The 13,036-nt window shown below is 55.9% G+C and carries 14 protein-coding genes; 12 read left to right on the top strand and 2 right to left on the bottom strand.

What is annotated here, in order from left to right:
- Nucleotides 1–32 precede the first annotated feature (32 nt).
- Nucleotides 33–1,040 carry a class 1 fructose-bisphosphatase gene (gene fbp, locus AC6I77_RS16705; RefSeq protein WP_003855523.1) on the bottom strand — a complete coding sequence of 336 codons (1,008 nt, stop codon included), beginning with the start codon at nt 1,038–1,040 and terminating at the stop codon, nt 33–35.
- Nucleotides 1,041–1,208: 168 nt separating this feature from the next.
- Between fbp and mpl the strand changes: the two genes are divergently transcribed.
- Nucleotides 1,209–2,561 carry a UDP-N-acetylmuramate:L-alanyl-gamma-D-glutamyl-meso-diaminopimelate ligase gene (mpl, locus tag AC6I77_RS16700; RefSeq protein WP_003855524.1) on the top strand — a complete coding sequence of 451 codons (1,353 nt, stop codon included), beginning with the start codon at nt 1,209–1,211 and terminating at the stop codon, nt 2,559–2,561.
- Nucleotides 2,562–2,691: 130 nt separating this feature from the next.
- On the opposite strand, the gene yjgA is transcribed toward mpl, so the two are convergent.
- Nucleotides 2,692–3,237, bottom strand: a complete 546-nt coding sequence (yjgA, locus tag AC6I77_RS16695; protein ID WP_003855525.1) for a ribosome biogenesis factor YjgA — start codon at nt 3,235–3,237, stop codon at nt 2,692–2,694.
- Between the two features lie 114 nt (nt 3,238–3,351).
- On the opposite strand from yjgA, the gene pmbA reads away from it, so the two are divergent.
- From pmbA to AC6I77_RS16640, 11 genes are all read left to right on the top strand, one after another.
- Entirely contained in the window at nt 3,352–4,692 is a 1,341-nt protein-coding gene (gene pmbA, locus AC6I77_RS16690) for a metalloprotease PmbA (protein WP_039659416.1), read from the top strand.
- A 62-nt stretch (nt 4,693–4,754) separates the two neighbouring features.
- Nucleotides 4,755–5,141 carry a cytochrome b562 gene (gene cybC, locus AC6I77_RS16685; RefSeq protein ID WP_003855527.1) on the top strand — a complete coding sequence of 129 codons (387 nt, stop codon included), beginning with the start codon at nt 4,755–4,757 and terminating at the stop codon, nt 5,139–5,141.
- A gap of 294 nt (nt 5,142–5,435) precedes the next feature.
- Nucleotides 5,436–5,771 (top strand): glycine dehydrogenase, encoded by a 336-nt coding sequence (locus AC6I77_RS16680; RefSeq protein WP_003855528.1) that lies wholly within the window; start codon nt 5,436–5,438, stop codon nt 5,769–5,771.
- A 13-nt stretch (nt 5,772–5,784) separates the two neighbouring features.
- Nucleotides 5,785–6,141: an SFCGS family glycine-rich protein gene (locus AC6I77_RS16675; RefSeq protein WP_003855529.1), complete on the top strand. Its 357-nt coding sequence runs from the start codon at nt 5,785–5,787 to the stop codon at nt 6,139–6,141.
- 2 nt (nt 6,142–6,143) lie between these two features.
- Nucleotides 6,144–6,443 carry a DUF4312 family protein gene (locus AC6I77_RS16670; protein ID WP_003855530.1) on the top strand — a complete coding sequence of 100 codons (300 nt, stop codon included), beginning with the start codon at nt 6,144–6,146 and terminating at the stop codon, nt 6,441–6,443.
- Nucleotides 6,444–6,570: 127 nt separating this feature from the next.
- Nucleotides 6,571–7,347, top strand: coding sequence for a DUF4311 domain-containing protein (locus AC6I77_RS16665; RefSeq protein ID WP_008925780.1), 777 nt, complete (start codon nt 6,571–6,573; stop codon nt 7,345–7,347).
- 11 nt (nt 7,348–7,358) lie between these two features.
- Nucleotides 7,359–8,000, top strand: a complete 642-nt coding sequence (locus AC6I77_RS16660; protein ID WP_008925779.1) for a DUF4310 family protein — start codon at nt 7,359–7,361, stop codon at nt 7,998–8,000.
- Nucleotides 8,001–8,043: 43 nt separating this feature from the next.
- Nucleotides 8,044–9,174, top strand: coding sequence for an amidohydrolase/deacetylase family metallohydrolase (locus tag AC6I77_RS16655; RefSeq protein WP_110410969.1), 1,131 nt, complete (start codon nt 8,044–8,046; stop codon nt 9,172–9,174).
- Nucleotides 9,158–10,279 carry a DgaE family pyridoxal phosphate-dependent ammonia lyase gene (locus AC6I77_RS16650; protein ID WP_039659410.1) on the top strand — a complete coding sequence of 374 codons (1,122 nt, stop codon included), beginning with the start codon at nt 9,158–9,160 and terminating at the stop codon, nt 10,277–10,279. The genes AC6I77_RS16655 and AC6I77_RS16650 overlap by 17 nt, the downstream gene beginning before the upstream one ends.
- Complete coding sequence (gene dagF, locus AC6I77_RS16645) at nt 10,276–11,019, top strand: 2-dehydro-3-deoxy-phosphogluconate aldolase (RefSeq protein ID WP_039659409.1); 744 nt, start codon at nt 10,276–10,278, stop codon at nt 11,017–11,019. The genes AC6I77_RS16650 and dagF overlap by 4 nt, the downstream gene beginning before the upstream one ends.
- 104 nt (nt 11,020–11,123) lie before the next feature.
- Nucleotides 11,124–13,034, top strand: coding sequence for a BglG family transcription antiterminator (locus AC6I77_RS16640; RefSeq protein ID WP_008925775.1), 1,911 nt, complete (start codon nt 11,124–11,126; stop codon nt 13,032–13,034).
- Nucleotides 13,035–13,036: the final 2 nt, after the last annotated feature.

Below are 13,036 nucleotides of genomic sequence, written 5' to 3'. Positions count from 1 at the left end.
CTTTCTACATGACTTTTTATACTACTTCCGGATTAACCCTGACGGCAATCCGGGAACTCAGCCAGGAAACGCTCAACGTCGTTCACCATCGCCTCGTTACCGCAGTAGAACGGGCAGCGCTGATGCAGCGTGACCGGTGGAATATCCAGAATACGTCTCTGACCGTCGGTCGCTTTACCGCCCGCCTGCTCGGCCAGGAACGCCATCGGGTTGCACTCATACAGCAAACGTAGCTTGCCCTGAGGATGGCTGGCGGTACTTGGATAGAGGTAGATACCGCCTTTCAGCAGATTACGGTGGAAATCCGCAACCAGCGAGCCGATGTAACGTGAGGTATAAGGACGATGCGTTGGCAGATCCTCTTCCTGACAGAACTTCAGATATTTCTTCACACCCTGCGGGAAACGAATGTAGTTACCTTCGTTGATCGAATAGGTGTATCCGGTTGGCGGATAGGTCATACGTTCGTGACTGAGGCAGAATACACCCAGTGACGGATCATAAGTAAACGCATGCACACCTGCGCCGGTGGTATAAACCATCATGGTGGATGAGCCGTAGACCACGTAACCGGCAGCAACCTGCTTGTTGCCTGGCTGCATGAAGTCCGCTTCAACCACTGGCGTGCCGGGTTCGCTAACGCGATGATAAATAGAGAAAATGGTGCCGACGGAAACGTTAACGTCGATGTTAGAAGAACCATCCAGTGGATCCATTAACACCACGTACTTACCGTTTTCCTCACCTTCAAAGATAACGAACTCGTCTTCTTCCTCAGAAGCGATACCGGCGACGATGCCACGTGCTTTCAGTGCTGCCTTCAGTTTTTCGTTGGCAAACAGATCAAGCTTCATCTGCTGTTCACCCTGAATATTCTCCACGCCGCTGGCACCGAGAATATCCACTAAACCGGCTTTGTTGATGTCGCGGTGGATAATTTTGGCACCCAGCTTGATAGCTGAAATCAGCGCCGTCAGTTCACCTGTGGCGTGCGGAAAGTCGTGCTGCTTCTCGACGATAAATTCGCCCAACGTTTTCATAACACATTCCCTGAATCTTCGATGGAGTGGCAGCACGCGTAACAGTCTGCCAACGGATGCGTACGCAGTTTAGCCGAATGAACTTCAAAAACCATAGTCCTAATCCGTTTCTTCCGTCTGCGAGCGGCGTTACACTGTGCGCCGAACTTTTGAGTAATGGATCATGTTATGCGCATTCACATCCTCGGGATTTGTGGCACTTTTATGGGCGGTCTGGCGATGCTGGCACGTTCACTTGGTCATCAGGTGACCGGTTCAGACGCCAACGTTTATCCGCCAATGAGTACCCTGCTCGAACAGCAAGGCATTGAATTAACGGAAGGTTATGACGCCAGCCAGCTGGATCCGATGCCTGACTTAGTCATCATCGGCAATGCGATGACGCGGGGTAATCCTTGCGTGGAAGCCGTACTGGAACGCAACATTCCCTACCTCTCTGGCCCACAGTGGCTGCACGATTTTGTGCTGCGCGATCGCTGGGTACTGGCAGTGGCCGGAACCCACGGTAAAACCACCACAGCAGGCATGGCAGCGTGGATTCTCGAGGCATGCGGCCTTGAACCCGGCTTCATTATTGGTGGTGTACCAGGAAACTTCGATGTCTCAGCAAAATTAGGAAAAAGTCCATTCTTCGTCATTGAAGCGGATGAGTATGACTGCGCGTTTTTCGACAAGCGTTCCAAGTTCGTCCATTACTGTCCGCGTACCCTGATCCTCAACAACCTTGAGTTTGATCATGCTGACATCTTTGATGATCTGCGGGCGATCCAGAAGCAGTTCCACCATCTGGTGCGGATCGTGCCGGGTCAGGGCAAGATCCTGTTGCCGGAACATGATCCTAACCTCAAACAGGTAATGGCGATGGGCTGCTGGAGTGAGCAGGAGAGCGTTGGCGAGCACGGGCGCTGGCAGGCGAAGAAGCTGACCAACGATGCCTCTCACTGGGAAATCTGGCTCGACGGCGAAAAAGTCGGGGAAGTGAACTGGGGCCTGGTTGGCGAACACAACATGCACAATGGCCTGATGGCGATTGCGGCCGCGCGGCATGTCGGTGTGAAGCCGGAAGATGCAGGCCAGGCGCTGAACACCTTTATTAATGCACGTCGCCGGCTGGAGCTGCGCGGTGAAGTGAACAGCATCAAAGTCTATGATGACTTCGCGCATCATCCGACCGCGATTCTGGCAACACTGGCTGCGCTGCGCAGTAAAGTGGGCGGCAGAGCACGTATCCTGGCGGTACTGGAGCCACGCTCCAACACGATGAAGATGGGCGTCAGCAAAAACGATCTGGCCCCGTCTCTGGCGCGGGCTGATGAGGTCTTCCTGTTCCAGCCTCACCATATTCCGTGGCAGGTTTCAGACGTGGCAGAAGCGTGTATACCGCCTGCGCACTGGAGTGCGGATATCGATACCCTGGTCGAAATGGTGGTCAAAGCCGCTCAGCCAGGCGACACGATTCTGGTCATGAGCAACGGCGGGTTCGGCGGTATTCATCAGAAGCTGCTGGACAGGCTGGCCTGATATGACAGGCGCCCGACAGGGCGCTTATTTTGCAGGAAAATCCTGGTAAATCCTTTCATCTCTTGCCGTTACAAATCCGCTCAGACTTCCTGCCCTGGCCGTGCGCCGTCTGAGCACGTCTGCCATGGCATTACTTCGCTTCGGCCAGCTCGCGCAGATACTGGAAAATCTGACGTGCAGACTTCGGCGGCTTATTGCCCGCTTTCTCTTTCTGCGCGTTACGAATCATGCTGCGTAACTGCTGACGATCGGCTTCGGGATAGAGCGCGATCACATCGCCCATCGCCTCATCGCCCTGCTCAATCAGACGATCGCGCAACATTTCCAGTTTATGGAACAGCGCAACCTGCTGATTGTGGCGATTATTGAGCTTGTCCAGCGCAACACGAATCGGCTCCACATCTATACTGCGCAGCAGTTTACCGATCAGCTGCAGCTGACGGCGGCGACCCTCTTTCTTAATGCGCTGCGCCAGTTCAACTTCGTTACGCAGGCGCTCATCCAGCGGGATTTTATCCAGCGAGTTTTTACCCAGATCAACCAGTTCGGCACCCAGGCGCTTTAACTCTTCTGCATCGCGTTTAATTTCACTCTTACTGACCCAGATAATCTCTTCATCTTCTTCTTCGTCATTATCTGGCACATCGTCGAGCCACTCATCGGGCTGTTTGGTCATTTCCGGGCTCCCAAAAAAAAGAGGCTAATCGTACCAGTTTATCGGGTGACTGCGAAATTGTTCTCTGACTCTGATAGACTCAAATCATTCACACATAAGATTATGGGCAGGTCGATGAACGTATCTACTCAGGTTGCAGAACAGCGAAAAGTCCTGGAGCAGGCCATTGCGCAGGCACTTGAACTGGCTAAAGCAAGCACTGACAGCGCGGAAGTGGCAGTAAGTAAAACTACCGGCATCGGGGTCAGCACCCGCTATGGCGAAGTGGAAAACGTCGAATTCAACAGCGATGGTGCGCTGGGCATCACCGTCTATCATCAGAATCGTAAAGGCAGCGCCTCATCGACCGACCTCAGTCCGGACGCCATCAAACGCACCGTGCAGGCGGCGATTGATATTGCGCGCTACACGTCGCCCGATCCGTTTGCCGGCCCGGCTGACGCGGAGTTACTCGCGTATGATGCGCCGGACCTGGATCTCTACCATCCGTGGGAGATTGACGCCGACCGCGCCATTGAACTGGCGGCACAGGCGGAGCAGGCGTCGCTGCGTGCAGACAAGCGTATTACGAACACCGAAGGGGGCAGTTTCAATAGCCACGTCGGCATCAAAGTCTTTGGCAACAGCCACGGTATGTTGCAGAGCTATTGCTCAAGCCGCCACTCGCTCTCCAGCAGCGTCATTGCCGAGCAGGATGGCAATATGGAGCGTGATTACGCCTATACCATTGGCCGTGCGTTTGAGGATCTGAAAAGCCCGGAGTGGGTGGGTGCAGAGTGCGCACGCCGTACGCTCTCCCGTCTGGCTCCGCGTAAACTGCCGACCATGAAAGCCCCGGTGATTTTTGCTTCTGAAGTGGCGACCGGCTTGTTTGGTCATCTGGTGGGCGCGATCAGCGGTGGCAGCGTGTACCGTAAATCGACCTTCCTGCTGGATTCCATGGGGCAGCAGATCCTGCCGGAGTGGCTCACTATTAATGAGCAGCCGCATCTGCTGAAAGGGCTCGCCTCCACGCCATTCGACAGCGAAGGGGTGCGGACTCAGGCGCGCGACATCATCAAAAATGGTGTGCTGCAGACCTGGCTGTTGACCAGCTATTCAGCCCGTAAACTGGGCCTGACCAGCACCGGTCATGCTGGTGGCATCCATAACTGGCGCATTGCGGGCCAGGGCCACAGCTTTGACGAACTGCTGAAGCAGATGGGCACCGGATTAGTGGTGACTGAACTGATGGGCCAGGGCGTCAGCGCCATTACTGGGGACTACTCACGCGGTGCAGCCGGTTTCTGGGTCGAGAATGGCGTTATTCAGTACCCGGTCAGCGAAGTCACTATCGCCGGAAATCTCAAAGAGATGTGGCGCAACATGGTGACCATTGGTGACGATATTGAAACCCGCAGTAATATCCAGTGCGGTTCCGTGTTACTGCCTGAGATGAAAATAGCGGGACAATAAGATGGATTTCTGAAGCAGCCTGCAGGCTGCTTTTTTTTCATCACAATAAAAAGGAAATAATGATGCGTAAGCATGTGATTGCAATGTTGTCGGCTTCTCTGTTGTTCTCCAGCGTCAGCCTCTATGCGGCGGATCTGGAAAAGGATATGGACACGCTGAATGCGAACCTGAAAATCGTCAAGAAAAGTGACAATGCTCAGGAGATGCAGCAGGCGTTAACCAAAATGCGTGCCGCGGCGCAGGATGCCAAAAAATCAACGCCGGATAAGCTGGAAGGTCAGCCTGCTGACAGCGCGCAGGTCAAAGATTATCAGGCGGGCCTCGATTCGCTGATTGCGCAGATCGACGTGGTCAGTGCACTGGCGAAAGCCAACAACGTGGATGGCGCTAAGCGCGAAGCTGCTAAATTTGATGACATCCGCAATACCAACCATAAGAAATTCCGTTAATCAGATCGCCGGTCACCCTGACCGGCGATTTTTACCATCACTTCTGCTTATTACCGCGCCGTAAAGCCTCTTGCAACGCGCCTGTCGCCGCACAACATCGTCGCCTTTACCTGTTAAAACCCGCATTTTGCGCATTATGCGACGCCTGTCGCACAAAGCGTGCAGGCTGCGATCTGACGCACAACCTTCACGTCAATTTCCACTTACTGCTGGAAATGTTGCCTCTCCACAGTCGGGGTGATGACCGTTAATTTATTTTTAACGCGAATTATCCGATTTAACAGGAGTAGCAAGGTGAGCAATAAGGGCGTCCCGGTGTATGAAGCGTCACCGGAGAAAGTGCAGCAACTGGCTGACAGCGTAATGACGCAGATTGCGGCGCTCTATCAGCAGCATGGCATTCAGCCCAACGCGGTCCAGCAGCAGATGCTGCAATCCCATGTCGGCGCCATGGCGTCACGCTCGCTGAGCGGAGAGCCGCTGCCGGACGTGGAAGCGGAGCTGTTTGAAGATATTCCACCGGAAACCGTGGCACTGGCGCAGCAGGTGGTCGATCTGTTTGGCAATCTGCCCCGGGAAGAGGCCTGGCTGCTGTCAGTGCATATTGAAGTCGCGCGATCCAACAACTAGAGAGGAAGCCAACATGGTAACAGTAGTGATTGGCGATCGTTTAGGTAAAGGCCAGAAAGTGGCTATTGGCATCGAAAAAGCAGGTGGCCGTGCTGTTGTGGTACCCGGTGTGGCGGCTGATATGAAACTGGGTGACGTGATGAAGGCAGAAAATGCCGATTTCGGTATCTCCTTCTGCGGCAGCGGCGGCGCTGGCGCCATTACCGCCCAGAACAAATATGGCTACAAAGCAAAGCATGGTATGCGCTCTATCGATGAGGGCGTCACCGCCATTAATGAAGGTGCCACGGTACTGGGTTTTGGTTTCATGGATAAAGAAGAGTTAGGCGAGCGGCTGGTGCAGGCCTGGAACAAGAAGCACGGCAGCTGATTATGAAAGAACAATACGTTACTCAGGTGACGGTCGAAGGCAAAGGCGATACCAAAGCGAAAGCCTTTGCAGACGCGCTGAGTCGGGTGCAAAACCAGGTTCTGCGCGCGACGCAAAAAATTCTGCTGCGCATCGAACCGCAGGATGTCCGGGTGCTGTGCGCGCAGGAGAGCGTCAAAACCGAGAAGTTTCTCTTCTTCTTTCTGGCACGTCAGCGGCGAAGCTTCAGCGTCACCCTGGAGATCACTGTCAGCGTCACCGTTTTCGACACCGAACGGGTGACGTTTACGGCGGCATCGTAAAACAGAACCTGTTTACATCAGCCCGCTACTGAACCGAATCTCAGCTGTCGCGATAGCGCGACGCTAAGACCGGAGCGACGCGGGCGCTGAGGCAGGATGGGTAAAAACGACAACAAGGTACAACAACATGTTTTTAATCATTTTGTTTAAGTCGTTGATCATTGGCGGACTGGTCGGTGTGGGTGTGGGGGCGGGTGCTGCACGCATGTTCCACGCGCCCACCACCCAGGGCATGGGCGCCTTTCGTACGCTGGGCGAGCTGAACTCGTGCGAAGGCGATCCGGCCTCTCATTTCTCCTTTGGTCTTGGCTTCTTTTTCAATGCCTGGGCATCGTCGGTTGCAGCCGGTTCATTCACGCAGGATGTCGATCACCGCATCATCCCAAACTGGGGCGCGGCCGCGCTGATGGTGAAGAATCGTAATGTGGCAGAGACGCTGCACGACCCGAAAAAAATGGCCATCGCCTGCGGCATTATCGGCATGATCGTCGTTGCCTTTCTCAACTCTACCGCGTCAGCTGTTCCCGCTGCGCTGCAGGTTACCGCAGTCAAAGTGCTGGTGCCCGCCGCTAACCTGCTGGTGAACACGGTGATGCCGGTAATCTTCTGGCTGGCAGCAATCGACGCAGGTAAAAAGTCAGGCTTCTGGGCCACCATTTTTGGCGGTCTGGCACAGCTAATCATGGGCAACGCCGTGCCTGGGCTGGTGCTGGGTATTCTGATCGGCAAAGGGGTGGAAGAGAGCGGCTGGAATCGGGTTACCAAAGTGATGATGACCGCTATCGTGCTGCTGTTTGTGCTGAGCGGCTTCTTCCGTGGTTTCGATATGAAGCTGCTGCAGTCCTTCCAGCTCGGCATTCCCGGCTGGCTCGACATGATCCACAACTCAGTCAGCGGCAAATAAGAGGCGATGCGATGAACGAAAATAAAGGCTTCTGGTATGCCGACTGGTCTTTCCCGATCTTTGTTGGCCTGCTCTCCTCGGGTGTCTTTGCCGGGACGCACATGTATTACCTCTACGGCATCGGCGCGTTCAACGAAGTGGCATTTGTGTCGATGCTGCGCGCAGGCATGGAGACCGGCGTCTACGGCGCAGTCGCCGCTTTTGGTGCCAGTTTCCTGTTTGCCCGCATTATTGAAGGTTCACTGGTGGGCATTCTGGATATCGGCGGGGCGATTCAGACCGGCGTCGGCCTGGGCGTGCCGGCACTGCTGCTGGGCGCGGGCATCGTCTTTCCGGTAGCGAATTTTGCGGCCTCGCTGGTGACGGGCCTGGTGATTGGTGTGGCGATTGGCTACCTGATTATTCTGGCGCGTAAATTCACCATCAATCAGAGCGACTCCACCTACGGCGCAGACGTGATGATGGGAGCCGGTAATGCCTCAGGGCGCTTTCTGGGTCCGCTGATTATCCTGTCCGCCATGGCGGCCTCGATTCCGATTGGTCTGGGTTCGCTGCTGGGTGCGCTGCTGTTCTATCTCTGGAACAAGCCGATCACCGGCGGTGCGATTCTCGGCGCGATGATCCTGGGTGCACTGTTCCCGATTGCTCTCTGATCTCACCGGCAGCCCGGCAGCGGGCTGCCGTTAAGGAGAAACCATGTACGACTTGATTATCCGCAATGCGCGCCTTAGCGATGAGCAGGTGGTCGACATTGCGCTGCAGGATGGCCGCATCGCCGCCGTGGGCAACGTGCAGGGCACGGCACGGCGCGAGCGCGATCTGGCGGCTCGCTTCTACCTCAGTGCGGGCTGGATCGACTCCCACGTTCACTGCTATCCCAAATCTCCCCTTTATCATGATGAAGCGGACGCGATTGGCGTAGCGCACGGTGTCACCACGGTGGTCGATGCAGGCAGCACCGGCGCAGAGCACATCGATGATTTCTACCAGCTGACGCGCGCAGCACAGACCCAGGTGTATGCGCTGATTAATATCGCCCGCACCGGCATCGTCACTCAGAATGAGCTGGCCGACATGACGCAGATCGACGGGGAGGCGGTGAAGCAGGCTGTAGCGCGACTGCCGGATTTTATCGTCGGCCTTAAGGCGCGCATCAGCAGCAGCGTGGTCGGTCAGAACGGCGTCCAGCCACTGATAAAAGCGAAGGCTATTCAACAGGCGAGCGGCGGTCTGCCACTGATGGTTCATATTGGCAATAATCCGCCCAATCTTGACCAGATTGCCGATCTGCTCACCACGGGCGACATCATCACGCACTGCTTTAATGGCAAACCCAACCGCATTCTGACGCCGCAGGGTGAACTCAAAGCAGCGGTTAAACATGCCATTGCGCGCGGCGTAAAACTTGATGTCGGCCACGGCAGCGCCAGCTTCAGCTTTGAGGTCGCCCGGGTGGCGATTGCGCAGGGCATTCTGCCCGACACCATCAGCTCTGACATTTACTGCCGCAATCGTCTGGCCGGGCCGGTTCACAGCCTGGCGCATGTGATGTCGAAATTTTTCAGCGTCGGCATGACGTTGCCGCAGGTCATCGACTGCGTGACGATAAACGCGGCCGCCGGATTGCGCCTGCTGCGTAAAGGCCAGCTGAAAGTCGGCTACGACGCCGATCTGACTGTTTTTAGCATCAAAGAGGAAACCCGGCCCTTTATCGATTCCGAAGGTGAAGAGGTCGCCGGTGAGAAGCAACTGGTTCCGCTGGCGGCGGTGGTCGCTGGTACGTGGATCGCCACTGAAGAAGGAATAGCGCATGACCTCGGTTTATGAAAAGTATGGCCTGAAGCCGGTGATTAACGCCTCTGGCCGTATGACGATCCTCGGCGTATCGACCCCATCGAGTGACGTGGTCGATACGGTGAAGTATGGCCTCGATCACTACTTCGAAATGAAAGATCTGGTGGATAAGACCGGTGCGTATATCGCCGGTCTGCTGAAAGTGGAGAACGCGCTGGTGGTCTCCTGCGCCTCGGCCGGAATCGCCCAGTGCGTGGCGGCGGTGATTGTAAAAGACAACGACTGGCTGGTGGATAACCTGCACGCCGCGCCGCTGACCGTTCCGCACCAGATTGTGGTGCCGAAAGGGCACAACGTGAACTATGGCGCGCCGGTCGGCAGCATGGTGGCGCTGGGTGGCGGGCAACTGGTGGAAGCGGGTTACAGCAACGAATGCTCACCTGCCCAGCTGGCGGCGGCGATCACGCCACAGACGGCGGCGATCCTCTATGTGAAATCGCACCACTGCGTACAGAAGAGCCATCTTGATGTGGCGCAGGCCGCGACGGTTGCGCGTGAGCATGGCCTCCCGCTTATCGTCGATGCGGCAGCAGAAGAGGATTTGCAATGCTACTACCAGGCGGGCGCCGATCTGGTGATCTACAGCGGCGCAAAAGCGATTGAAGGGCCGACCAGCGGGCTGGTGATTGGCAGACACCACTACGTTGAGTGGGTCAAACGCCAGACCAACGGCATTGGCCGCGCAATGAAAGTGGGCAAAGAGGGGATTCTGGGGCTGACCCAGGCGATTGAAAATTATCTGTCACAGCCAAAAATCAGCGGCGCGCAGATGGTGGAAAAAATGACGCCGTTTATTGAACAGCTTAACAGCCTGAACGGCGTGACAGCCCGCGTCGTGTGGGACAGTGCCGGACGCGATATCGCCCGCGCTGAAATTAAGTTCGATGAAGCCGCGATCCAGCAACGCACCGGCGATCTGGTGCAGGCGCTGAAAAAGGGCGATATAGCGATCTATTTCCGCGGCTATAAAGCCAACGAAGGAATCATTGAAGCGGATGTGCGCAGCGTCAGCGCCGATCAACTGCACACTATTTTTACCCGCATTCAGGCACTGTTAAACGGGGAGAAACACGCATGACGCTGACACCTAATTTTTATCAGGATCGTCTCTGCCTTAACGTCCTTGCGGGATCAAAAGAGAATGCGCGCGCTATCTGGCAGGCAGCAGAAGGGCACGTGCTGGTCGGCGTGCTGTCAAAAAACTACACCAGCAATGACGCCGCTATCGCTGATATGCGTGAATATGCTGCGCTGATCGATAATGCACTCTCGGTGGGCTTGGGCGCGGGCGATCCAAATCAGTCACAGATGGTCAGTGAGATTTCGGCGGTGCTGCAACCGCAGCATGTGAATCAGGTCTTTACCGGTGTCGCCACCAGTCGTGCGCTGTTGGGTCAGTCACAGACTATTGTGAACGGTCTGGTCTCGCCAACCGGCACGCCAGGTCAGGTAAAAATTTCTACCGGACCGCGCAGCGCAAAACGGCAGGATGGGATTGTGTCCATCGAAACGGCGATTGCGATGCTGCAGGATATGGGCGGCAGCTCGGTGAAATATTTCCCGATGGGCGGTCTGCAGGCGGTGGATGAGTACCGCGCTGTGGCGGAAGCCTGTGCAAAACAGGATTTCTGGCTGGAGCCCACCGGCGGCATCGATCTGGAAAACGTCGGCGAGATCATGCGCATTGCGCTGGACGCGGGCGTCAGCAAAGTGATCCCGCACGTCTACAGTTCGATCATTGACAAAGCCAGCGGAGAGACCCGCATTGACGATGTGAAGCAGCTGCTGGCCATCTGTAAAACAGTACTGGCCCGGTGATCGACACGATCTGCCTTTGACAGGCAGATCGTGCAGCATGGACGTTGCGTGACGAACGCCGTAGGCTGAAGTTTTCACTCTCTGTCAGCAAACAGGTAACGCTTGTGAGATTTCCCAATCAGCGCCTTGCGCAACTGTTCGATGCCCTGCAAAACGAAACGCTGCCTCAGGATGAGCTGGCGCGGCGTTTTGCCGTCTCGACACGCACCGTGCGTACCGATATTACGGCGCTGAATGCGCTGCTGGCAGATCATGGTGCGCAGTTTATCCTGAGCCGTGGCGCAGGTTATCAGCTGAAGATCGAGGATGCTCAGCGCTTTCAGCATCTGCAGCAGCATACCGCGTCGCCGCTGCGGGTGCCGCGTACCTCGCAGGACCGGGTTCGCTACCTCCTGACCCGTTTTCTTACCGCTGCCTATTCACTGAAACTTGAAGAGCTGGCGGAAGAGTGGTTTGTCAGCCGCGCGACCCTGCAGAACGATATGGCCGAGGTGCGCGAGTGGCTGGGTCGCTATCACCTCACCATTGAGAGTAAACCGCACTACGGCATGAAGCTATTTGGCAGCGAAGTGGCGATTCGGACCTGTCTCACCGACCTGTTATGGCAAATCGATCAGGCGATGCCAGAGAGTCCGCTGCTGACTATTGAAGCGCTGAACAGCGGCATGCTGGAGACGCTGCGTCCGCTGCTGCAAAGCTGTTTTGCGCAGCACAACATTCGCCTCAGTGATGAGGGCGAGCGCTATCTGCGGCTCTATTGCGCCGTTGCTGTGCGTCGCATCAGCGAAGGTTATCCGCTTAACGATCCCGGTGCTGAGGAGATTGGCGATGAGGTGCGTGAAGCGGCACATCAGCTGATTAATCTGATGCGTCCCCTGGTCAGCAAACCAATTTCACCCGCTGAAGAAAACTGGCTGCGGGTTAACATTGCCGCGCGGCGCATTCAGGCGATCGCTCCCAGCGCCATCAATGCCGATGACGCCGACGCGCTGGTGGATTACCTGCTCAGCTTTATCAACACGCACTACAACTTCAATCTGCAAAACGATCAACAGCTGCGAGCCGATCTGCTTACCCACATCAAAACCATGATTACCCGGGTGCGCTATCAGATTCACATCCCTAACCCGCTGCTCAGCAACATCAAGCAGCACTATCCGATGGCCTATGATGTCACCCTGGCGGCGGTGACCAGCTGGGGAAAATATACGCCTTACGTCATTACCGAGAATGAGATTGGCTTTCTGGTGCTGCATATTGGTGTCGGACTGGAGCGCCACTATGACGTGGGCTATCAGCGTCATCCACAGGTGCTGCTGGTGTGCGACAGCGGTAACTCCACGCTGCGCATGATTGAAGCGATGTTGCTGCGGAAATATCCGCAGTTGCAGGTCACGGCCCGCCTGTCACAGCGCGAGTATGAGGCGCGCAGTCGCATTGACGAAGATTTTGTCATCTCAACCATCCGGCTCAGCGAAAAAGAGAAACCCGTGGTGGTGATGTCACCGTTTCCCACCGGTTTTCAGCTGGAGCAGATTGGCAAGCTGGTGCTGGTCGATCGTACCCGGCCCTATATGTTGGCGAAATTTTTTGATGCCCAGCACTTTCATATCGTCGACAAGCCAATAACCCGGTCTGAGCTGTTTCGCCAGCTGAGCGATCAGCTGCAGGAGGAGGGGTTTGTGGATGAGGCGTTCTATCCGTCGGTCGAAGAGCGTGAAGCGATTGTCAGCACGATGCTGGGCGAAGGCATTGCGCTGCCGCACTCGCTGGGACTCCTGGCAAAGAAAACCGTGGTCTATACCGTGCTGGCCCCACACGGTATTCCCTGGGGAGACGATACCGCCTATGTCATCTTCCTGCTGGCGATCAGCAAAAGTGAATATGAAGAGGCGATGGCGATATACGATCTGTTTGTGACGTTCCTGCGTGAAAGGGCGATGACCCGGCTGCGGGACTGCACCGATTTCACCTGCTTCAGGGCGGTGGCGATGGATTGCCTGAGTCGGCCATAGGC

It is taken from the genome of Pantoea sp. X-Soil-ISGK-259, from assembly GCF_059730705.1.
Note: the sequence above shows the minus strand (reverse complement) of the source record. Positions and strands in the feature narration are given on the sequence as shown.

What these genes read in the sequence shown, in the direction of transcription:
- fbp (WP_003855523.1), bottom strand. Translation starts at nt 1,040, where the DNA reads ATGAAAACGTTGGGCGAATTTATCGTCGAGAAGCAGCACGACTTTCCG.
- mpl (WP_003855524.1), top strand. Translation starts at nt 1,209, where the DNA reads ATGCGCATTCACATCCTCGGGATTTGTGGCACTTTTATGGGCGGTCTG.
- yjgA (WP_003855525.1), bottom strand. Translation starts at nt 3,237, where the DNA reads ATGACCAAACAGCCCGATGAGTGGCTCGACGATGTGCCAGATAATGAC.
- pmbA (WP_039659416.1), top strand. Translation starts at nt 3,352, where the DNA reads ATGAACGTATCTACTCAGGTTGCAGAACAGCGAAAAGTCCTGGAGCAG.
- cybC (WP_003855527.1), top strand. Translation starts at nt 4,755, where the DNA reads ATGCGTAAGCATGTGATTGCAATGTTGTCGGCTTCTCTGTTGTTCTCC.
- AC6I77_RS16675 (WP_003855529.1), top strand. Translation starts at nt 5,785, where the DNA reads ATGGTAACAGTAGTGATTGGCGATCGTTTAGGTAAAGGCCAGAAAGTG.
- AC6I77_RS16670 (WP_003855530.1), top strand. Translation starts at nt 6,144, where the DNA reads ATGAAAGAACAATACGTTACTCAGGTGACGGTCGAAGGCAAAGGCGAT.
- AC6I77_RS16665 (WP_008925780.1), top strand. Translation starts at nt 6,571, where the DNA reads ATGTTTTTAATCATTTTGTTTAAGTCGTTGATCATTGGCGGACTGGTC.
- AC6I77_RS16660 (WP_008925779.1), top strand. Translation starts at nt 7,359, where the DNA reads ATGAACGAAAATAAAGGCTTCTGGTATGCCGACTGGTCTTTCCCGATC.
- AC6I77_RS16655 (WP_110410969.1), top strand. Translation starts at nt 8,044, where the DNA reads ATGTACGACTTGATTATCCGCAATGCGCGCCTTAGCGATGAGCAGGTG.
- AC6I77_RS16650 (WP_039659410.1), top strand. Translation starts at nt 9,158, where the DNA reads ATGACCTCGGTTTATGAAAAGTATGGCCTGAAGCCGGTGATTAACGCC.
- dagF (WP_039659409.1), top strand. Translation starts at nt 10,276, where the DNA reads ATGACGCTGACACCTAATTTTTATCAGGATCGTCTCTGCCTTAACGTC.